This is a genomic window from Campylobacter sp. BCW_4332 (assembly GCF_001763175.1).
GTDB lineage: Bacteria > Campylobacterota > Campylobacteria > Campylobacterales > Campylobacteraceae > Campylobacter_D > Campylobacter_D jejuni.
This window is the reverse complement of record NZ_MJYF01000050.1, coordinates 41,827-62,130: the sequence shown is the minus strand read 5'-3', so window position 1 is coordinate 62,130 and position 20,304 is coordinate 41,827. Positions and strand designations below refer to the sequence as shown.

The window sequence follows — 20,304 nt, the reverse complement described above, 5'->3', positions numbered from 1 at the left end:
AAATCCTAAAATGCTATTTTTTAGCTTCCATGTGAGGATTTAGCATATTTGATGGTGTTAAAATTTCATCAATTTGTTCTTTACTTAAAAGCCCTCTTTCAAGCGCAATATCAGCCACTCTTTTTCCAGTGTTCATTGCCTCTTTAGCTATAGAAGCTGAATTTTCATAACCAATATAAGGATTTAAAGCTGTTACTATACCTACTGAATTATAGACAAAGTCTGAACAAATTTTTTCATTTGCAGTAATACCATCTATACATTTATCAGCTAAAGTATACATTGCTTTTTCTAGCATTACAATAGAATTAAATAAGCTATATGCTGCAACTGGTTCAAAAACATTAAGTTGTAATTGTCCACCCTCGCAAGCAAAAGTTACAGTTACATCTGCTCCAATAACAAAATAACAAACTTGATTAACTACTTCAGGAATAACAGGATTTACCTTACCTGGCATGATAGAACTACCTGGTTGCATTTTTGGAAGATTAATCTCATTAAGACCACATTTTGGACCACTACTTAAAAGTCTTAAGTCATTACATACTTTAGAAAGTTTTGTTGCAACACGTTTTAAAACACCTGAAATTTGTACATAAGCTCCCGTATCTTGAGTCGCCTCGATCAAATCCTCAGCCACAGTATATTCAAAACCTGTCACTTCTCTTATTTTTCTTTCTACAACCTTCGGATAATCAGGATGAGAATTAATTCCCGTTCCAATAGCAGTTCCACCCAAATTGATCTCTAAAATCAATTTTCTAGCTTCTAATACTCTTTGTATATCTTCACCTATCATTACGGCAAAAGTTTTAAATTCACGACCTAAAGTCATAGGTACAGCATCTTGCAGTTGGGTTCTACCCATTTTAAGAACATCTTTAAATTCTTCAGCTTTTCTCTCATAAGCTTTTTTTAGATGTTCCATAGCTTTTGCCAAATCACTTAAATAATCATGCAAAGCAAGGTGTAAAGCTGTAGGATAAGCATCGTTAGTACTTTGGCTTAAATTAACATGATCATTTGGATGAAGATATTGGTATTCACCTTTTTTATGACCCATAAGTTCAAGTCCTATGTTTGCTATAACTTCATTAGCATTCATATTTGTACTTGTTCCAGCACCTCCTTGGATCATATCTACTACAAATTGATCATAATACCCGCCTTCTAAAATTTTATCACACGCTTTAATAATCGCATCTTGGATATTTTTATCCAAAAGACCTAATTCATGATTTGCCATAGCTGCAGCTTTTTTTACTCTAGCCAAAGCTCTAACAAAGCGAGGAAAATCTTTTAATCTATCATGAGAAATATCAAAATTTTCAACAGCTCTAAAAGTTTGCACTCCATAATAAACCTCATCAGAGATTTCCAATTCCCCAATAAAATCATGTTCTTTTCTTGTTCCCATTTTGAACCTTTCATAAAAGTATTTTAATTTAAAATCAAAAATTTTTGATTTAAATCATAAAATAATGATATTGCATTTTTAGTTAATAATTGGTTAATAATTAAAATACTTTCAAAATATAATAAATTAAGTATTTTTATATCCTACTTATGTCTTTATATTTAATTTTTATTAATATAAAAAATTTTATTTACTTCAAAAAAAATTAATATATTTTTGCAAGCTTTTTTTGCTAGAATAAAATTTTTAATAATTTAAATAATTAGGGATAACATGGAAGAAATTACAATAAACATAGATAAGATTAAAATAAATGATGACTGGAAAGAATTTTTAAGAGACGAATTTCAAAAAAAATATTTTCTAGAAATCAAAAAACAATACCTAAATGCGATTGATCAAAATATAATTATTTATCCGCCTGCAAATTTAATCTTTAATGCTTTTAATTTATGTCCCTTAAAAGAAATTAAAATTATTATCCTAGGACAAGATCCCTATCATCAACCAAACCAAGCAATGGGGCTTAGTTTTTCGGTTCCAAAAAATGTAAAAATCCCACCAAGTCTTAATAATATTTTTAAAGAATTGCAAAATGATTTAAACATCACTCCAGCAAAAAGCGGAGATTTAAGCTCTTGGGCAAAACAAGGAGTTTTGCTCTTAAATTCTATTCTTAGCGTTGAAGCAAATAAAGCAGCTAGTCATAGTTCGTGGGGTTGGCAAGAATTTAGTGATGCTATAATACATAAATTAAGCAATGAAAAATCAGGGCTTGTTTTTATGCTTTGGGGAAATTACGCAAAAAGCAAGGAGATTTTGATTGATAATACTAAGCATTTGATTTTAAAAGCAGCTCACCCAAGCCCTTTAGCTAGAACAGGATTTTTAGGTTGTAAGCATTTTTCAAAGGCTAATAAATTTTTAAAAAAAGTTGGTAAAATTCCTGTAGATTGGAAAATAGTTTAAAAAATTATTTTAAATTTTAATAAAAATATTAAAATATATTTATTTATTTAAAAATAAATCGTATTTCTATGAAATATATTATAATAAAACAACTCAAAAATTAATTTTTAAGGAGAAAAATGAAAACCATTGGTATTATAGGCGGAATGAGTTTTGAAAGTACTATTACTTATTATAAAACAATAAATCAAGCTATAAATGATAAATTAAAATCTTTAAATTCTGCAAAAATTTTACTTTACAGTGTTAATTTTGAAGAAATAGAAAATTTACAAAGCCAAGATAAATGGCAAGAAGCTGCGCAAATTTTAACTCAGTGTGCTAAAAAATTAGAACTTGCAGGGGCTAGTTTTATAATAATTGCAACTAATACTATGCATAAGGTTTTTGATGAAATTCAACAAAACATAAATATCCCTATTTTGCATATTGCAAAAAGCTCTGCTAAGGCTTTAAAACAAGAAAACATACAAAAAATTGGTTTATTGGGTACTAAATACACAATGACTCAGGATTTTTATAAAAAAATGCTTATTGAAGAAAATATTAGCGTTATTATTCCTAGCGATGAAGATATAAAAATCGTTAATGATATTATTTTTAATGAGCTTTGCAAGGGTAAAATCAAGCAAGAATCTAAAGAAAAATATTTAAATATTATAAAAAAACTACAAGAAAAAGGTGCAAAGGGAGTGCTTTTAGCTTGCACTGAAATTGGTTTATTAATATCCAAAAATGATACAAATATCAAAATTTTTGACACAAGCCTTATTCACGCCCTTGATGCTGCTAATGAAGCTTTAAAAGATTTATGATTAAAAGATGCCCAAAAATGGGCAAATTGCAATATTTTGAAAAGATTTATACTTATATCGGTTTAAATCTTATCTTGCTTTATAGTTTGCTATCTTTTTCTAATTGATTGATATTTAGCATTATAAATTTATAGCTTAGATAAATTACTAAAGGCCAAGTCAATAAAAACAAAGCATGTAACATTTTTTCTCCTTAATATGCGTGATCATCGTTTGCGATTTCTTCGCGTGTGATTTTTACCTTATCCATTGCATTCCAAACATAGATAATATAAGCTAAAACAAAAGGTACAAGCAAAGACACATAAGCCATGACGCTTAGAGTATAATAGCTTGAACTTGCATTTTTTAAAGTTAAAGAACTTTGTAAATCACTTAAAGATGGGTAAAAAGCACTTTGACCTAAACCAATACTTGATAATAAAGCAAAAACTATTAAAACCGTTCCAAGTCCTAGAGTAAAAATAGCCTTAGAACAACCTTTTGCTCCTTGAACCATACCTAAAAGCACTAAAATCACACCAATAACAAGCAAAACAGCAAAAATCATTTGATTTAAGAAATTATATAAATATAAATTCGCATTCATGCTTACAGTTCCATTTGCATCTACACTAAAACCATCTTTTAAGAAAATCCACGCTAAAAAACCTAAGAAAAAAGGTAAAAATAGAATGCTATTGATCATAAGTTTTTTCATAGCTCTTATTTTGATATTCTCATCATTGATATTGTTCATAAAATACGCTGCGCCTAAAAGCCTTGCTAAAAATACCAAAGCTAAGCCTAAGAGATAATTAAAAGGATTGAGTAAAAGTTCTAAGCCGTGCAAAGGGTTTTGCCAAGAAACAAAATTATGCTCATTTAAGATAAATTCAGAACCGCTAAAAAAGCTACTTACTGCAACTCCGATTAAAAATACCCCTAAATATCCATTGATTTTAAGAAAAATTTCATAGGTTTTAGAGCCATAAACATTATTTTCTTTTTTACGATACTCATAAGCCACAGCTTGTAAAATAAAACAAAATAAAATACAAAGCCAAGCCCAATAAGCTCCGCCAAAACTGGTACTATAAAAAAGTGGAAAAGCTGCAAAAGCTGCTCCGCCAAAAAGTACGAGAGTTGTAAAACCAAGCTCCCATTTACGCCCTAAAGAATTGACTAGCATGGTTTTTTCAAGCTCATCCTTGCTAAGCTCATCGATTAAAGTCTGTCCACCTTGGACAAAAAACATAAAAACTAAAAGTCCACCGAGCAAACTTAAAATCAACCACCAATAAATTTGCAAACCTTCAAGTTCTAAACCAAAAAACATTATTTTTCTCCTTTGCCCATAAGTGGAGTATGTCCTGCATGTGCGTCAAAACCTTTTTTAATCTGAGTAAGTATTATTTTAACTTCTGCAATCAATAAGGCTGTAAAAAGTACTGCAAAAATCCAAAATGAAATTTGAACATTGACTTTTCCAAGTTGTGTTGCTGCGATATGTACGGGAAGTAAGTCTTGAATTGCCCAAGGTTGTCTGCCTACTTCAGCAACAATCCAGCCTGCTTCAGCGGCGATATAACCCAATGGAATGGATAACAAACACACCCAAAGTACTTTTCTAAATTTCTCAATATCATTTGCCATAGTAAGATAAAGTGTAACGATGAAAAGTAAAAAGAAAAAACTTCCTAAAGCAACCATAATATGAAAGCTATAAAAAGTTAAAGCCACAGGCGGAATAGTATCACTTGGTTTTTCTAAATATCCATAACCAAAATCTTTAAAATGAGTTTCTAAAATAGATTTGTGATTTGCCATAGCTATTGTATCATTGTTTTCTTTAGCAAGTTTATAGTCTTTTAGAGCTTGTATAGCGATTTTTCCTCTATCGATACGATTTTGCATAGGTTCTATACCTTTGCTTTCATTTCCATAGATTAAATCTTCAATTCCTGGAACAAAAGAATTTGGATCACGGTTTCCTAATATAGAAAGAGCGTAAGGTATAGTAATGTCAAATAAAAACACACTTTCGTTATTGTCTATGGTTTTTTTAGGGTTTAAAATTCCAAAAGGCACAAGCCCTGCACGATGTTCACCTTGATAAACCCCTTCCATAGCTGCAAGTTTCATAGGTTGAGTTTGAGTTACACGATAAGCACTTTCATCTCCGCTGAAAAACAAAAAGATTGAACAAACCAAACCAAAACTAGCTCCTACAACTAAGCTTTTTTTAGCCTCGATAATATAACGTCCCTTTAACATAAACCAAGCTGAAATTCCTATTACAAATAAAGCTGAAATCACATAACCACTGCCTATGGTATGTAAAAATTTTGAAATAGCCACAGGAGAAAGTGCTACTTCAAAAAAGCTTTGCATTTCATTTCTTGCTGTATCAGGGTTAAAGCTCATTCCTACAGGATATTGCATCCAACCATTTGCCACTAAAATCCAAAAAGCAGAAAGATTACTTCCTATAGCCACACACCAAGTTGAAAGTAAGTGAAAACCCTTACTTACTTTATCCCAGCCAAAAAACATAACTGCAAAAAAAGTAGCCTCTAAAAAAAATGCCATAATACCTTCAATCGCCAAAGGTGCACCAAAAATATCTCCCACAAACCAGCTATAATTTGCCCAGTTTGTTCCAAATTCAAATTCCATTATAATACCTGTAGCTACACCGATAGCAAAATTTATAGCAAATAATGAAAGCCAAAATTTGGTGATTTTTTTCCATCTTTCATTTTTAGTTTTTACATAGATAGTCTCCATGATAGCAATGATAAAAGATAAGCCTAAGGTTAAAGGCACAAACAAAAAATGATAAAGTGCAGTTAAAGCAAACTGCGCTCTTGACCAATCAACGCTATTAAGTTCGTTCATTTATTTTCCTTCGAGTGTAAGATTTTTGAGTACAAAAGTGCTTTTTTCTTTGTCGCTTTTAAAAATAGAATTAAAATTTACATCAAAAACAAAAAGTTTTAAAATCACAAACATAACAAAAAGTTTGATAAAGATAATTTTCCAAAGGGTCTTTCCAAGAGTTAAATTTTTAAAACCTTCTTTGTAAAAATTAAAAATTTGAGAAATACTAAAATATAAGTGTTTAAGATGCATGTAAATTCTACCTTTAAAAACAACAAAATAAAACATTTTAAGAAGCGGAAAATTATAATGAAAATTATGTTATTATTTTCTTAAAAAATTTAAATACATAATCAAGGTTTTTAATGCAAAAAATTAAAGTTTTTATTTTTTTTATGATTTTTTTCTTTAATGAATGTTCTTCTAAATTTTGAAAATGTAAATCCTTTGGGGCGTTCATTTGGAGAATTTGAAGATACTAATTCTTTTTCTTTAAAACTAGGACTTGAACCTATTTTTCCTACTAATCAAGAAATTCCAAGTTTAATTAGCAATGCTGATTTAGCACTTATTACTCCTATTTACCCCACCTTTAACTAGTAGCATCAACAATAATGCAATAAGACAACTTGCAAGTGGAGCAAACCCCTTAGATATCTTAATGATACAAGAAATAGGAACTTTACTAAGAATAGCCACTCCAACAGGACGCCATGTGCAACAAGGTGGAACGCCTATTGATGAATATGAGTAGAATTTGAGGACTCTTTCAAGACCTGATAGGGTTTTTATTTATTATTCTCGCGTTGATGTAGGAGCTAATCGTGTAAATTTAGCTATAGTTTCAAGACCCATTATAGGAATTCGCGATGGAAGTGATGCTTTTTTCAATATCTATGCTTTAGCCAATGAAGGAACAGATGTAGGAGCAATTATCACAGCCCATAAATACACATTTTGTAAATATACCTCAAGTTAACTGGATGATAGCAGGGGATTTTAACCGTGATCCTTCTACTATAACAAATACAGTGGATAGAGAATTAGCAAATAAAATTAGAGTGGTTTTTCCAACTAGTGCAACTCAAGCAAACGGAGGACTATTGATTATGCAATTACAGGAAATTTAAACAGACAACAAGTCTATACTCCACCACTTTTAGCTGTGATTTTGATGCTTGCAAGTTTAAGATCATTTTCCAGTTAATTTTAGAAAATTTTAGGACATTTAATATGAAAAAAATTGTTGCTTTATTTTTTATGTTTATAACTTTAGCCTTTGCAACTCCTACTGGAGATTTGAAAGATTTTACCGAAATGGTTTCTATAAGAAGCTTGGAAACGGGAATTTTTTTAAGTGCCTTTAGAGATATCTCAAAAGATCCTATTGATCAAAATTGGAATATTAAAGAAATTGTTTTAAGCAATGAGTTAAAACAAAAAGATAAATTAGCTAATGAACTTCCTTTTGGTTATGTGCAATTTACAAATCCACAGGAAAGCGATCTTTGTTTGGCCATTCTAGAAGATGGAACCTTTGGAGCAAAATCTTGTCAAGATAATCTAAAAGATAGTAAACTAGAAACTGTATTTTCTATAATGCCAACAACAACTTCAGCTGTGCAAATTTGTTCTTTAGTTTTGGAATCTGATGAATGTATGGTAACTTTTTAATCCAAATATTCCTACACAAAAACGCTTTAGAATAGCCCCTTGCACCTTAGATCCTAATTTTTTATGAAGTAAACGAACTAATGATTATAACTCCACCTTTAACAGCTTCTACCCCTTTAGAATAAGATTTTTTCTTGTTCTATTTTTATATTTATTTAATATTTATGATATTACAAAAATACACAAAATAATCAATAACAACACAATATAATTTACTTTACTCTATAATTTTTTTATTTTAATTTAATTTTTTGTTACAATAAATTTATACATAAATAATTATCAAGGAGGAAAAATTGGAGCAAATTTTAACATGGCAACAAGTTTACGACCCTTTTTCAAACATTTGGCTAAGTGCTTTAGTGGCATTTTTACCTATACTATGTTTTTTAGTTTGTTTGGTTGTTTTAAAACTTAAAGGTTATCAAGCAGGTTTTTTAACTGTTATACTTGCTACTTTGGTAGCTTTATTTGCCTATAAAATGCCTTGGAATTTAGTGGGCGCAAGTTTTATTCAAGGCTTTACAAATGGTATGTGGCCTATAGCTTGGATTATCATTGCGGCAATCTTTCTTTACAAACTTTCTATCAAGTCGGGTTCTTTTGAAATCATTAAAAAAAGCGTGATGAGCATTACTCCAGATCATAGAATTCAAGTGATTTTAATAGGTTTTTGTTTTGGTTCATTTTTAGAGGGTGCTATAGGTTTTGGTGGCCCTGTGGCTATAACTGCTGCACTTTTAGTAGGACTTGGTTTGCGTCCTTTGCAAGCTGCAGGACTTTGTCTTATCGCAAATACCGCTCCTGTTGCTTTTGGTGCGGTGGGAATTCCTATTATTGCTATGGCAAATCTTGTCGGCATAGAACAGCATTCAGTTTCTGCCATGGTAGGTAGAATGCTAGTTCCTTTAAGTCTTACTATACCTTTTTTCATAGTTTTTTTAATGGATGGATTTAAAGGCGTTAAAGAAACTTTTCCAGCTATTTTAGTTGCGGCACTAAGTTTTACAACTACTCAATTTTTAAGCTCAAATCACTTAGGAGCAGAATTACCTGATATTATCTCAGCTGTAGTTTCTTTAGCGGTTACAACTGTATTTTTAAAATTTTGGAAACCAAAAAATATTTTTAGATTTGATAATGAAAGCAATTTCACTCAAGATAACACTCTAAGCTTTAATCAAATTTTAAAAGCTTGGTCGCCTTTTATTTTACTCATTGTTTGTATTATCATTTGGACACAACCTTGGTTTAAAGCTCTCTTTGATAAGGATGGAATTTTAAGCTATACAAGCATTACTTTACAATTTAGCAATATCACAACTGGAATTTTAAGCCCTTCTATCACAGGCATAGGAGAAGCTAAGCCTTTATCTTTGGCTTTAGGTATAGATTTAATCAATGGAAAAACCGTAGCTCAAGCAGGAACAGCGATTTTGCTTGCAGCTTTTTTAAGTATAGCTATTTTAAAAATCAAAGCTGAAGATGCAGCAGGATGCTTTTGGGCTACTTTAAAAGAAATGGCTATACCTTGTATCACCATAGGTTTAGTTGTGGCTTTTGCTTTTATTTCTAAAAATAGTGGTATGAGCACTACTTTAGGACTTGCTTTTGCACATACAGGTGATGCTTTTTCTTTCTTTTCACCAATCATTGGCTGGATAGGGGTATTTTTAACAGGCTCTGATACAAGTGCTAATTTACTTTTTGGAACCTTGCAACAAGTAAGTGCTCAAAAACTAGGTGTTAGTGAAGCTTTATTTTTAGCAGCTAATTCAGTAGGTGGGGTCGTTGGAAAGATGATCAGTCCACAAAGCATTGCTATAGCTTGCGCAGCAGTTGGGCTTGTAGGAAAAGAATCTGATCTTTTCAAATTCACATTAAAATATTCTGTAGCTTTTATTATTTTAATAGGAATTTGGACTTGCATTATAGCTTTTTTCTTACAAGAAATCATCCCTGAAGTTATAGTGAAATAATTAAAAAATTTAAGTTTTGCTTCAACAAATATTCGTTTTTAGAATATTTGTTGGAAAATTTACTTTGCTTTTATTTTTATAGGATTAGAATATTTATCCTAAATTATCCCAAAAGGAGAGATCATGAAAAAGGTGTATTTTTACGCCACATGCTTAGGAAGTGCTGCTATGCAACAAAGCGTTTTAAATGCAATAAAACTTTTAAGGCGTGAAGGTATTGAAGTGATTTTTAAAAAAAATCAAACCTGTTGCGCTCAACCTTCTTTTAACTCAGGTTATTTCGATGAAAGTCGTGAGATTGCTTTATATAATGTGGATTTATTTGATAAAGATTACCCCATCGTTGTGCCAAGCGGATCTTGTGCGGGTATGATGAGTCATGACTATAAAGAACTTTTTAAAAACAAACCTGAATTTTCTAAAGTCAAAGATTTTAGCTCTAGAGTCATAGAACTTTCACAATACCTTGATGAAGTTTTAAAAGTAGATTATGAAGATAAAGGTGCACCTATAAAAGTAACTTGGCATTCTAATTGCCATGCTTTAAGAGTGCAAAAAAGCATACAAGCGAGTAAAAATCTTATCAAAAAACTAAAAAATGTAGAATTAGTAGAACTTCAATACGAGGAAGAATGTTGTGGTTTTGGCGGAACTTTTTCAGTAAAAGAGCCTGAAATTTCAAATGCTATGGCAAGAAGTAAAATTAAAGATATACAAAGTAGCGGTGCAAAATATCTCATCAGTGGCGATGGAGGTTGTCTTTTAAACATAGATGGCACAATGAAAAGAATGGGTTTAGATATAAAAGGCATACATTTATATGACTTTTTACTTAAACGCTTGGAAGGAGAAAGACTATGAGTCAAAAAATTCCTCACGAACAAATCGTTCAAATTAAACTCAATGACAAGCAAATGCAAGAAAATTTAATGACTGCCATGCATACTTTACAAAAAAATAGACTCAATGTTATTGATGCTAGATTTAAAGACTGGCAGGGTTTAAGAGCTAAAGCTAAACAAGCTAAAAACAATGCCTTAATGAGTTTAGAAGAAAGGCTTTTAGAATTTGAAAAAAATGCTACAAAAAATGGCATTAAAGTGCATTGGGCAAGTAGTGATGAAGATGCCTGTGAAATCGTCTATGAAATCATGAAAGAAAAAAATATTACCAAGCTTTTAAAAGGTAAATCTATGGCAAGCGAAGAAATAGGCCTAAATCACTACCTAGAAAAAAAAGGTTTAAAAGCTATAGAAACCGATCTTGGAGAGCTTATTTTACAGCTTAATGAAGAGCCTCCTTTACATATAGTTGTACCTGCTATACATAGAAACCGCCATGAAATCGGAGAAATTTTCAAAGAAAAATTAGGAGCGAATTTAGAAAACAATGAACCTGAAAGTTTAAATGCGGTAGCTAGAGAGCATTTAAGAAAAGATTTTGAAGGCTTAAAACTTGGACTTAGTGGGGTCAATTTTGCCATGTCAAGAGAAGGAGCTTTTTGGCTTATAGAAAATGAAGGAAACGGTAGAATGTGCACTACAGCACCTGATATTCATATCGCACTTTGCGGCATAGAAAAAGTCATGGAAAGCTTTGAAGATGCGGCTACTATGGTTTCTTTACTCACTCCTTCAGCCACAGGACAATTTATACCAACTTATAATAATATCATTACAGGCCCTAGAAAAAATGGGGATTTAGATGGTCCTAAAGAAGTGCATGTGATTTTATTTGATCACAATCGCTCTAAAATGTTAGCTCATGAGGATTATTATGAGGCTTTGCGTTGTATTCGATGTGGGGCTTGTATGAATTTTTGCCCTGTTTATGATCAAATCGGCGGACATGCCTATCAAACCACTTATCCAGGACCTATAGGAGAAGTAATCAGTCCTAATATTTTTGGTATAGATCATACAGGAGATATTTTAAATTTCTGTTCACTTTGTGGGCGTTGTTCTGAAGTTTGTCCAGTGCAAATTCCTTTGGCTGATCTTATTCGTAAATTAAGATGTGATAAAATAGGACAAGGTAAAAATCCACCTTTAGGAGCAAATAATGTTCATCGCAATGCCTTAGAAGCCTTTGCTTTTAAACAATTTAAAAATATCGCAACCAATGGCAATAAATGGCGTTTTTCACTTTCAAAAGCACATTATTTCAACTGGACGGTACAAAATTTCGCAAGCGTTTTACCTGTGATTAAAAAATGGCACGCTTTTAAAGAATTACCTCAAATTAAAATGGATCTTTATAAAGAAGTGCAAAAACTAGAAGGAGTAAGCTATGAGTAAAATCGATGAAATTTCAAGCAAAAGTAAAGCAAGTATTTTAGAACATCTTAAAAAAGCTTACAAAGAAACAACGTTCACACGCATTGAAAGTATAGATCCTGTAGAACATATCCAAACCACCCAAGATATGCTTGCAGAAATGAAACAAAAAATGAATGATAACAAATACATCGTTGAAAATGCTACAAAAGATACCTTAGAAGAAAAAATCAATGAAATTATCGCAAAATATGACTTTAAAAGTATGATTTATGGGCTAGATTTAAATTTAAATTTAGAACAAATCAAAGCAGAAAAAAAGATTTGCTTTGATAAAGAAATCGAAAATTTAAGATCTGAGGTTTTTCATAGTGATTTTTCCATCATTCATGCAAGAGCAGGGGTAAGCTCTCACGGAGTTGCACTTGTACCTTCAAGCAAAACTCAACCTAGAATGCTAAGCCTTGCACCTAAACTTTGTATAGTGCTACTTAAAAAAGAAAATGTTGTTAAAAGTCTTAGCGAGGCTTTAAATTTGGTAAAAAAAGAAAATGAAATCTTACCTACTAATATCTTATTTATAGCAGGGCCTTCAAGAACAGCAGATATAGAACTTATCACTATTTTTGGTGTTCATGGGCCACAAATTGCACATATTATTATTTACTGATTCTATACTAGAATCAGTAAGTCTTAATTTTTAATATTAATTATATATATTTTTTATATTATACAAATATAAATAAAATAAATAATTTTTAATTAATAATATTTTAATAAAATATAATATTTCACTCAAATATATGAAATTAATTTTAAATACAAAAATTAAAGAAGGTGCTTTTGGATAAACTAATTCCAACTTGGAATGAAAAATAGAGTATTCATGACACAATGATTGACATTCAACACCAAAAACTTTTTGAACTTGCAGCAAAAATAGAAAATATGGTTTATAAATTTGTTCAAAGAGATGAGTTAAAAGAAATTTTAATAGAACTTTTTAACTATAATAAAAGAACATTTTAGCAACGAAGAAGATTATATGCAATAAATTCATTATCCTTGTTTAAATGAACACAAAATCATGTATAAAATATCATTCATGATATGTCTTATCTTATACAAAACATAAAAACCACTAATGATTTAAAAGAGAAGCTTTACACAGTTTCTAAAAAATTGCTTTTAGAACATATACTCTATGAAGATATGAAAGTTGAACAATATAGAAGTTCTTCTTTAGCTTCTGAAGATGATGGGGGAGGTAAGCTTTGAAGAAGTCAAAGAAGAAAAAGATGATGAAAATGCAGTTTATCTTTATACATGTGAATGCGTAGGACAAATGCATGATGTACCTTTTGGAATTCATCAAAAATTCAACTTAAGGGTGTAAAATTTAAATGTAAAAAATGTAAAGAAGCCATACAGTTTTATAAAAAATATTCAGAAAATTTCTAATTAACTATTTATGCGTTAAAATAATAAATAAAGTATAAGTTAGTCAAAGAAGGAAATTTAATGGATAAAAAATAAAATATTTTATTTTGGATAAATTTGACTATTCCTATCCTATACTAACCAAAGATACAAAATGCTCATTTTGTGAAAATTTTTTCCCAATAGAATATAGCTCAAACTTAAAAACAATAGAAAAAGAATGTCCATTTTTCAATAATAAAATGGACATTAAACCTAAAAACTAAGCCTTAGTTTTACTTACAATATTAATAATATTTGAAGCTACTTCATCAGCAAGCTCTAAATGAGAAGTAAAGCCTACACAAGAACAATTAATCTCGCCTAAAACATATTTATCATTGCCCTTTTCATCAGTATCTAAAATAAAATCAGCCGTCCAAATCAATGGTAAGTCGTAATTGCCTAATCTTTCCCTTACCTTAGGAAGCTCGCCTAAAAACATATCCACCAAAGTTTTCCAATCTTCTGGCTTATCATAACGATATTTTGCCCCACTAAAAAGCGTAGCAGAAAAAGCATCGGCATCTTCGGCTGGTTTTTTATGTACTACATTTACAGGAGTGTTATAAAGCATTAAAAGTCTGATTTCACCTTCTTTAATGCGCGGTAAAAAAGTCATATCCACAAGCATACCATTATCACCTATGATATATTGCTCACAAAAATCCATAAATTCCCCAAGCTCTCTATGTTCTACATGATTATCCTTAGCTTCCGTACACTTGATTTTTGTGTTTAAAGGCAAACTATCTCCACTAACGCTACCCTCTACACTCACACGCCAAATTCCCTCTCCTGTAGAGCCACGATTTTGCTTTAAAACCCTTTCACCTTTAGCCAAACTTTTTGGAAAATTTTCTTTAAAAGTCTTAATATCATAGTAAGCATAAGTATTGCTTGGAACAAGATCAGTATCTGCTAATTTTGTAAGTGCATCTTTAGCACCATAACCTATCATAGCATCAGGATGAGGCATACCTACAAGCTTATCAGCACAAAGTTTTCTTAACATATCAAAATACTCATTTTCTTCTTTAAGATTGCCAGGATTGATGCGAGAAACATAACCATCAAAATTTTCTTTCACATATTTGTAAATTTCATCTTTTTTACTCACTTCAAAAAAAATCACCTCAGCATTCCAACCCTTAGCTTTTAAGGCATTTACCATAGGTATAGTATCTTTTCTATAACCATCTTCACCTTTATCACTCCCACCTTTAACTTCAAAAAAAACAATATTTTTTTTCATTATTTTACTCCTTATCTAAAATATAAATAATTATTGCATAAAAATATTACAAAAATTAAATAAAAATATTTATATATTTTATCTAGCGTTTATAAAACTGCTATTAGTCTTATAAGCGATTTCGATTAAGCTTTTACTTATCAAGTTTGATGCTTGTCCTTCTAGGCGATTAAGAAATTTATCAATCTTATTTTCTTCTTTCCAAACGGGATTTGAAACATTAGCAAGTTTTTCAAGCTCCTTTTTAGCATTTTCATAATTACTAAGCTCATCTATAAGACCAAGCTCCTTAGCCTTGGCAGCTAAAAACACTCTTGCATTTGCCCATTGATCTTTTTTGTTAAGATCTAATGCTCTTTCCTTAGCAACAAAACCTGTAAAAAGATCATAACTTTGATCAATTAAACCCTGTAAAAAATTTCTTTCATTCTCATTCCAAGCTCTTGCAAAAGTTCCAGCACTTTTAAATTCACCTGCTTGAATAGTTTGTTCTTTAATACCGAGTTTATTAGCCAATCCACTTAAATCAGCTCCTTGCATAATCACACCGATAGAGCCTATAAAACTTGCCGGATTGGCTAAAATTTTATTGGCTCCAACTCCTGCTAAATAACTTCCGCTTGCCATAGTTCCGCTTGCATAGACAAGCACAGGCTTTTTAATTTTTAAATCCTTTATAGCTAGAGCTAGTTCCATACTAGGAGCAAAAGCTCCACCAGGAGAGTCTACAACAAAAAGCACTCCTTTGATATTGCTATCATTTTTAGCATTGATAATTTTTTCTAAAACCGCAGAGCTATCAAAAATTTCACCCTTTAAATCAATGCGTTCTAAATTTGCAAGATTGGAGCTTGAATTTGCACTAGACATTAAAATCCATATAACAATCAACAATAAAACAAAAGTTTTAAAATAAGTATTGATAAATTTTATTCCACACCCTAAAGCCTTAAAAAATGATTTTAAAATTTGCATTCTTTTCCTTTTATAAATAATTTATCCACTTCCTTAGCATTTAAAATAAACTGCAAAGGAGCTTGCTTTTTATCACATTCTCCTAGCTCAAATACGCTAAAATCAGCAATTTTACCTTTTTTAAGCTCTCCTAAATTTAAATTTAAAGCCCTTGCAGGATAAAGTGTTACCATTTGCAAAAGCTTAGAAGCTAACTCCAATAAATCAAAATTCTTATGTATAAGTAAATTCGCGCGCATTTCATCAAGTAAGGACAATGAAATATTTGAGCTAAGTCCATCGGTTCCTAAATGGATATTTAATCCACTTTTTAAAGCCGTTTTTAAATCTAAGCTTTTTTGACTTAAAAGACGATTTGAAAATGCACAATGTGTAATAGAATGTAAATTTTTATCTAACCATTCATATTCTTTTAAATAAACACAATGCGTAAAAAGAGTCCTTACTCCTTTAAAGAGTTTAGCAAAATCCTTTGGTGTATAAAGAGGCTTAGGATGAAGTGTGAAATTTTCAAGCCATTTTTTAAACCCCCCTTTAGACTCTCTAAGCCAGATATTTTCAGCCTTACTTTCTAAAAAATGCGTACTAACTAGTAAATTTTGCTTTTTAGCTAAATCAAGAGCAAAATGAGCCAAACTAGGATGAGTTGAATAAGGAGAATGAATCGAAATTGCTGGGATAAAAAAATCATTTTTAAATTTCAAAGAATTTTCAAATCTTTTTAAAAATTCTTGTTTTTTATCTTCAACTTGATTTTCATTTGTACCCAAAATTTCATTAAAAAATACTATACGCATACCCTTTTGACTAGCCTTTAAACAAGGATCTAAATCACTCCCAAAACTTGAAATTTCACCTATAGTGCCTATACCGCTTTTTTGCATTTTTTTAATGCTTTGAAGTATTAATTCTTCTTTGGCCTGTGCATTTAACATAGAACGAGAATTTATAACACTTTTAAGCCAAATTAAAAATTCTCCAAAATGTAAAGTTGTTGAATTTGCACTAAATTCTAAGTGTGTGTGAGGATTTATAAAAGCAGGTAAAATAACCGAATTTTTAGGTGTTTTGATGATTTTAGCCTTGGGATATTTTTTTCTTAAATTATCCAATTCACCCAATTCTAAAATTTTATCTTCAAAAACAAAGGCTTGATTTTCTAGTATTGTAAAATCTTCATCGCATAAAAAAAGATATCTTGCAGCAGCTATAAACACGATTTTCCTTTCAAAAATTACATTGTAGCAAAAATTTATTTTTAAAATGTTATAATAAAAGGTTAAAAAATAAATTTTTAAGGTTAAATCCATGAAAATAATGATTATCCAAGGCCCAAATGTTAATATGCTTGGCGTAAGAGAAGTGGGAATTTATGGTGCTATGAAAATGGAAGAAATTCATGAGCAAATGAAACTTGCAGCATCGCAAAACAATGTAGAACTTGACTTTTTCCAAAGTAATTTTGAAGGTGAAATCGTAGATAAAATTCAAGAATGCCTTGGAACAGTTGATGGAATTATTATCAATGCAGCAGGCTATACTCATACTTCAGTAGCTATTCGCGATGCTATTGCAGCAGTAGCTTTACCTACAATTGAAGTACATATTAGCAATGTTTATCGCAGAGAAGAATTTCGTCAAAAAAGTCTTATAGCGCCTGTATGTTCTGGAACTATTGTTGGTTTTGGTCCTTTTGGCTATCACTTGGCTTTAATGGGTATAATTCAAATTTGTGAGCAAATAAAAAATTTGCGCGCGATGCAACAAGCACAACAAACAAATAAATAATAATGCTAAAAATTCAAGGAGTAAAACACTTTGAAAAAAGTCGTTTTTTTCCTTTTTTTAGTCAAAATATACGATCTTTTAAATATTTAGCTCTTATAGGCTTAGGAAGCAATATAGAGCCCGAAAAAAAAAGATTTGATATGCTTTTTCGAGTAATGATGGATGATAAAAGATTTAAAATTTTATCCACATCTCCTATGTTGATAAATGAAGCCTTTGGTTTTAAAGAGCAAAAAGATTTTACCAATGCTGTTATGTTGATACAAACTAATTTGCATGCACGAGCACTTTTGAAAGTTTTACTTTATTATGAAGTAAAATTTAAACGCAAGAGAACTTTCAAAAACGCTCCTAGAACGCTTGATTTAGATCTTTTATACTTTTCACAAAAAGTCAAGCGTGATAAGTGGTGTGAGGTGCCTCATAAAGGGGCTAAAGAAAGAGTGAGTGTAATTTTGCCTTTAGGCATGATATAAGGAATATAAATGGGACAACTTATACATACTTTTACTGTTGAAGATACAGAACAAATTATACCCAAAGTAAAAGAAGATTACGGAGATAAAGCTTTAATTATAACAAATAAACAAATTCGTCCTAAAACCTTAAATCGCAGTGCGCTTTATGAGGTTATGGTAGCCATAGAAGAAAGCGACTATGAAGAACACTTAAAAAAACAAGGAAAATCTTTACCTGCAAAAAAAAGCTCGCCAAAACCATCTTCTACCTCTCTTACAGAAGAAAAAATTAGATCTCAAATCCCTCAAGAAGATGAAGATGTAGTCTTGGATTTCTCAAACACTCGCTTAAATACAAATTTAAACACTGTAAAAAACAATGACTTAACTAAAAAAACCTATCAAGATTTTCCACAAAACAAAATCAACCCTCATCAAAATAAGACTCTAGGCTTTGATGATTTTAAAGAAAAACTAAGTGAAGTTAGTAATGAAATTTCTAAAGTCACAAACACACCTTTAGAAAATTACACCCCTAATCTAAATTATAATAAAAAAATAGAAAATTTTGAAAAGCAATTTGAAAAACAAATCAACAAGCTTAACGATAAAATAGATCTTCTTGCAGATATGATGTGGGACGATAAAGCCGAAGCTAGAAAAAATCTTATGATACCTCCTGAATTTGCAAGTATTTATAAACAAGCCAAAGAAAGTGGAATGCTTGAAAATCATCTAGAAGCGATTATGAAGGCAACTATAGAAAATATGCCAGCTGCTATGAAAACCAACAAAGATGCGGTTCAAAGATATTTTCATTCACTTTTAAGAAATATCTTGCCTTGTCGCGTTGAAAGCGATATAAAAAAACAAAAAATCATGATGCTAGTGGGCCCAACAGGAGTCGGAAAAACAACAACCTTAGCTAAGTTAGCTTTTCGCTATGCTTATGGAGATAAGCGTTATAAAACAGGTATTATTACGCTTGATACTTATAGAATCGGTGCGGTTGAGCAACTTTTTCAGTATGCAAAAATGATGAAACTTCCTATTATTGATAGCATAGAACCAAAGGATTTAGATGAAGCGATAAAAAGCTTAAATAATTGCGAAGTAATTTTAGTTGATACTATAGGAAATTCACAATACGATCAAAGTAAACTTGCTAAAACTAAAGAATTTTTAATGCACTCAAATGCAGAAATTGATGTAAATTTAGTGGTTTCTGCAAACACCAAACATGAAGATTTAATGGAAATTTATAAAAATTTTTCATTCTTAAATATTGATACTTTGATTATTACTAAATTTGATGAAACAAAGGTTTTTGGAAATATCTTCTCTCTTATTTATGAAACAAATATTCCTCTAAGCTTTTTCTCTACAGGACAAGAAGTGCCAGATGATTTAGAAGTAGCCAATAGTGATTTTCTAGTTCATTGTATTTTAGAAGGGTTTAACAAAGGAAAAAATAATGAATAACCAAGCAAATAAACTTCACAATCTCATGAGTCAAAATGGAACCAAAAAATCCCAAAACACTCATTTTATAGCTATTACAAGTGGAAAAGGTGGCGTTGGAAAAAGTACGATTAGCGCAAATCTAGCCAATGTTTTAGCAAATAATGGCTATAAAGTTGGGCTTTTTGATGCTGATATTGGCTTGGCAAATTTGGATGTCATTTTAAATGTACGCATACAAAAAAATCTTTTACATGTTTTACGCGGAGAATGCTCCTTGGAAGACATTTTAATAGAAGTTAAGCCAAATTTATGGCTCATCCCAGGCGAAAGTGGAGATGAGATTTTAAAATATAATGATAAAAATATTTACGAGAGATTTTTAAATCAAGCAAGTATTTTAGATGAGCTTGATTTTCTTATTATCGACACAGGCGCGGGTATTGGTGGAAATATTTTAAATTTTTTAGAAATGGCTGATGAAGTTATAGTAGTAACTGTTCCTGATCCTGCAGCAATCACTGATGCGTATGCAACCATAAAAACAACTTCTAAGACAAAAGAAAATTTACTAATGCTCTTTAATGTTGTAAAAAACGAAAATGAAGCTTTAAAAGTGTTTGAAAATATTAAAAAAGTTGCAGATGCAAACATTAAAAATCCTTTAAATTTAGAATTCTTAGGTCATTTAAGTGCTTCTAAAGATGTAAGTGGTAGTATTAAAAAAAGAACTTTATTTAGCGATGAAAACACAGCCTCAAGTGATGAGCTTAAAGCCCTAGCTTCCAAGCTTTTATATAGATTGGAACGGAAAGTGCTTGATAATGTTTCAAATCGTAGTTTTTCAAGTTTTTTTAGAAAAATTATTGAAAGATTTTAGCAATAAAGAGAAG

The 20,304-nt window shown here is 30.7% G+C and carries 18 protein-coding genes and 3 pseudogenes; 14 read left to right on the top strand and 7 right to left on the bottom strand.

All coding sequences use genetic code 11. The features are described from left to right. Window positions 1-13: 13 nt before the first annotated feature. Window positions 14-1,420 carry an aspartate ammonia-lyase gene (gene aspA / locus AJN64_RS05565; RefSeq protein WP_002854440.1) on the bottom strand — a complete coding sequence of 469 codons (1,407 nt, stop codon included), beginning with the start codon at window positions 1,418-1,420 and terminating at the stop codon, window positions 14-16. Between the two features lie 273 nt (window positions 1,421-1,693). Here aspA and ung point away from each other — a divergent pair, with 273 nt between their 5' ends. Further along, window positions 1,694-2,389: a uracil-DNA glycosylase gene (gene ung / locus AJN64_RS05560; RefSeq protein WP_002881270.1), complete on the top strand. Its 696-nt coding sequence runs from the start codon at window positions 1,694-1,696 to the stop codon at window positions 2,387-2,389. A gap of 119 nt (window positions 2,390-2,508) precedes the next feature. Further along, window positions 2,509-3,204 (top strand): aspartate/glutamate racemase family protein, encoded by a 696-nt coding sequence (locus AJN64_RS05555; RefSeq protein ID WP_044779849.1) that lies wholly within the window; start codon window positions 2,509-2,511, stop codon window positions 3,202-3,204. 193 nt (window positions 3,205-3,397) lie between these two features. On the opposite strand, the gene cydB is transcribed toward AJN64_RS05555, so the two are convergent. The 3 genes from cydB to AJN64_RS05535 are packed head-to-tail and all read right to left on the bottom strand — an operon-like array spanning window position 3,398 to window position 6,318. Next, a complete protein-coding gene (gene cydB / locus AJN64_RS05545) occupies window positions 3,398-4,522 on the bottom strand; it encodes a cytochrome d ubiquinol oxidase subunit II (protein WP_044779850.1) in 1,125 nt (374 codons plus the stop codon). Beyond that, window positions 4,522-6,084 (bottom strand): cytochrome ubiquinol oxidase subunit I, encoded by a 1,563-nt coding sequence (locus AJN64_RS05540; protein WP_044779851.1) that lies wholly within the window; start codon window positions 6,082-6,084, stop codon window positions 4,522-4,524. Before AJN64_RS05540 ends, cydB begins: the two co-directional genes overlap by 1 nt. Beyond that, entirely contained in the window at window positions 6,085-6,318 is a 234-nt protein-coding gene (locus AJN64_RS05535; RefSeq protein WP_002860921.1) for a DUF4492 domain-containing protein, read from the bottom strand. It abuts the gene before it with no gap. Between the two features lie 159 nt (window positions 6,319-6,477). Between AJN64_RS05535 and AJN64_RS05530 the strand changes: the two genes are divergently transcribed. The 8 genes and pseudogenes from AJN64_RS05530 to AJN64_RS09770 all read left to right on the top strand — a co-directional run bounded on the left by AJN64_RS05530 (window position 6,478) and on the right by AJN64_RS09770 (window position 13,456). Further along, window positions 6,478-6,666, top strand: coding sequence for a hypothetical protein (locus tag AJN64_RS05530; RefSeq protein ID WP_002860919.1), 189 nt, complete (start codon window positions 6,478-6,480; stop codon window positions 6,664-6,666). Between the two features lie 16 nt (window positions 6,667-6,682). Then, window positions 6,683-7,289, top strand: a pseudogene (locus tag AJN64_RS09555) (cytolethal distending toxin subunit B family protein); the annotation flags it as partial. A 10-nt stretch (window positions 7,290-7,299) separates the two neighbouring features. Next, window positions 7,300-7,865 (top strand): annotated as a pseudogene (locus AJN64_RS05520) (cytolethal distending toxin subunit A/C). Between the two features lie 171 nt (window positions 7,866-8,036). After that, window positions 8,037-9,719, top strand: a complete 1,683-nt coding sequence (locus AJN64_RS05515; RefSeq protein WP_070285063.1) for an L-lactate permease — start codon at window positions 8,037-8,039, stop codon at window positions 9,717-9,719. A gap of 120 nt (window positions 9,720-9,839) precedes the next feature. After that, entirely contained in the window at window positions 9,840-10,580 is a 741-nt protein-coding gene (locus AJN64_RS05510) for a (Fe-S)-binding protein (protein WP_079860354.1), read from the top strand. After that, a complete protein-coding gene (locus AJN64_RS05505) occupies window positions 10,577-12,016 on the top strand; it encodes a LutB/LldF family L-lactate oxidation iron-sulfur protein (RefSeq protein ID WP_002860914.1) in 1,440 nt (479 codons plus the stop codon). The genes AJN64_RS05510 and AJN64_RS05505 overlap by 4 nt, the downstream gene beginning before the upstream one ends. Beyond that, a complete protein-coding gene (locus AJN64_RS05500; RefSeq protein ID WP_002932947.1) occupies window positions 12,009-12,665 on the top strand; it encodes a lactate utilization protein C in 657 nt (218 codons plus the stop codon). Before AJN64_RS05505 ends, AJN64_RS05500 begins: the two co-directional genes overlap by 8 nt. Window positions 12,666-12,889: 224 nt before the next feature. Further along, window positions 12,890-13,456, top strand: a pseudogene (locus tag AJN64_RS09770) (hemerythrin family protein). Window positions 13,457-13,697: 241 nt separating this feature from the next. Here AJN64_RS09770 and AJN64_RS05485 read toward each other — a convergent pair. The 3 genes from AJN64_RS05485 to AJN64_RS05475 form a co-directional block, all read right to left on the bottom strand. Further along, entirely contained in the window at window positions 13,698-14,729 is a 1,032-nt protein-coding gene (locus AJN64_RS05485; protein WP_070292786.1) for a Cj0069 family protein, read from the bottom strand. A gap of 78 nt (window positions 14,730-14,807) precedes the next feature. After that, window positions 14,808-15,704 (bottom strand): signal peptide peptidase SppA, encoded by an 897-nt coding sequence (gene sppA, locus AJN64_RS05480; RefSeq protein ID WP_044779363.1) that lies wholly within the window; start codon window positions 15,702-15,704, stop codon window positions 14,808-14,810. Then, window positions 15,692-16,921, bottom strand: coding sequence for a metal-dependent hydrolase (locus tag AJN64_RS05475; protein ID WP_052858897.1), 1,230 nt, complete (start codon window positions 16,919-16,921; stop codon window positions 15,692-15,694). Before AJN64_RS05475 ends, sppA begins: the two co-directional genes overlap by 13 nt. Before the next feature lie 91 nt (window positions 16,922-17,012). Here AJN64_RS05475 and aroQ point away from each other — a divergent pair, with 91 nt between their 5' ends. From aroQ to flhG, 4 genes are read left to right on the top strand one after another with little or no spacing between them, the layout of a single operon-like run. Next, window positions 17,013-17,492, top strand: a complete 480-nt coding sequence (aroQ, locus tag AJN64_RS05470; RefSeq protein ID WP_002852001.1) for a type II 3-dehydroquinate dehydratase — start codon at window positions 17,013-17,015, stop codon at window positions 17,490-17,492. A gap of 2 nt (window positions 17,493-17,494) precedes the next feature. Continuing rightward, on the top strand, window positions 17,495-17,968 hold the full coding sequence (gene folK / locus AJN64_RS05465; RefSeq protein ID WP_002851803.1) for a 2-amino-4-hydroxy-6-hydroxymethyldihydropteridine diphosphokinase: 474 nt from the start codon (window positions 17,495-17,497) through the stop codon (window positions 17,966-17,968). A 9-nt stretch (window positions 17,969-17,977) separates the two neighbouring features. Then, window positions 17,978-19,432, top strand: a complete 1,455-nt coding sequence (gene flhF, locus AJN64_RS05460) for a flagellar biosynthesis protein FlhF (protein WP_070292785.1) — start codon at window positions 17,978-17,980, stop codon at window positions 19,430-19,432. Then, window positions 19,425-20,291 (top strand): flagella biosynthesis ATPase FlhG, encoded by an 867-nt coding sequence (gene flhG, locus AJN64_RS05455; protein ID WP_052858893.1) that lies wholly within the window; start codon window positions 19,425-19,427, stop codon window positions 20,289-20,291. Before flhF ends, flhG begins: the two co-directional genes overlap by 8 nt. The last annotated feature ends 13 nt before the right edge of the window (window positions 20,292-20,304 follow it).

What these genes read in the sequence shown, in the direction of transcription:
- aspA (WP_002854440.1), bottom strand. Translation starts at nt 1,420, where the DNA reads ATGGGAACAAGAAAAGAACATGATTTTATTGGGGAATTGGAAATCTCT.
- ung (WP_002881270.1), top strand. Translation starts at nt 1,694, where the DNA reads ATGGAAGAAATTACAATAAACATAGATAAGATTAAAATAAATGATGAC.
- AJN64_RS05555 (WP_044779849.1), top strand. Translation starts at nt 2,509, where the DNA reads ATGAAAACCATTGGTATTATAGGCGGAATGAGTTTTGAAAGTACTATT.
- cydB (WP_044779850.1), bottom strand. Translation starts at nt 4,522, where the DNA reads ATGTTTTTTGGTTTAGAACTTGAAGGTTTGCAAATTTATTGGTGGTTG.
- AJN64_RS05540 (WP_044779851.1), bottom strand. Translation starts at nt 6,084, where the DNA reads ATGAACGAACTTAATAGCGTTGATTGGTCAAGAGCGCAGTTTGCTTTA.
- AJN64_RS05535 (WP_002860921.1), bottom strand. Translation starts at nt 6,318, where the DNA reads ATGCATCTTAAACACTTATATTTTAGTATTTCTCAAATTTTTAATTTT.
- AJN64_RS05530 (WP_002860919.1), top strand. Translation starts at nt 6,478, where the DNA reads ATGAATGTTCTTCTAAATTTTGAAAATGTAAATCCTTTGGGGCGTTCA.
- AJN64_RS05505 (WP_002860914.1), top strand. Translation starts at nt 10,577, where the DNA reads ATGAGTCAAAAAATTCCTCACGAACAAATCGTTCAAATTAAACTCAAT.
- AJN64_RS05500 (WP_002932947.1), top strand. Translation starts at nt 12,009, where the DNA reads ATGAGTAAAATCGATGAAATTTCAAGCAAAAGTAAAGCAAGTATTTTA.
- AJN64_RS05485 (WP_070292786.1), bottom strand. Translation starts at nt 14,729, where the DNA reads ATGAAAAAAAATATTGTTTTTTTTGAAGTTAAAGGTGGGAGTGATAAA.
- sppA (WP_044779363.1), bottom strand. Translation starts at nt 15,704, where the DNA reads ATGCAAATTTTAAAATCATTTTTTAAGGCTTTAGGGTGTGGAATAAAA.
- aroQ (WP_002852001.1), top strand. Translation starts at nt 17,013, where the DNA reads ATGAAAATAATGATTATCCAAGGCCCAAATGTTAATATGCTTGGCGTA.
- folK (WP_002851803.1), top strand. Translation starts at nt 17,495, where the DNA reads ATGCTAAAAATTCAAGGAGTAAAACACTTTGAAAAAAGTCGTTTTTTT.
- flhF (WP_070292785.1), top strand. Translation starts at nt 17,978, where the DNA reads ATGGGACAACTTATACATACTTTTACTGTTGAAGATACAGAACAAATT.
- flhG (WP_052858893.1), top strand. Translation starts at nt 19,425, where the DNA reads ATGAATAACCAAGCAAATAAACTTCACAATCTCATGAGTCAAAATGGA.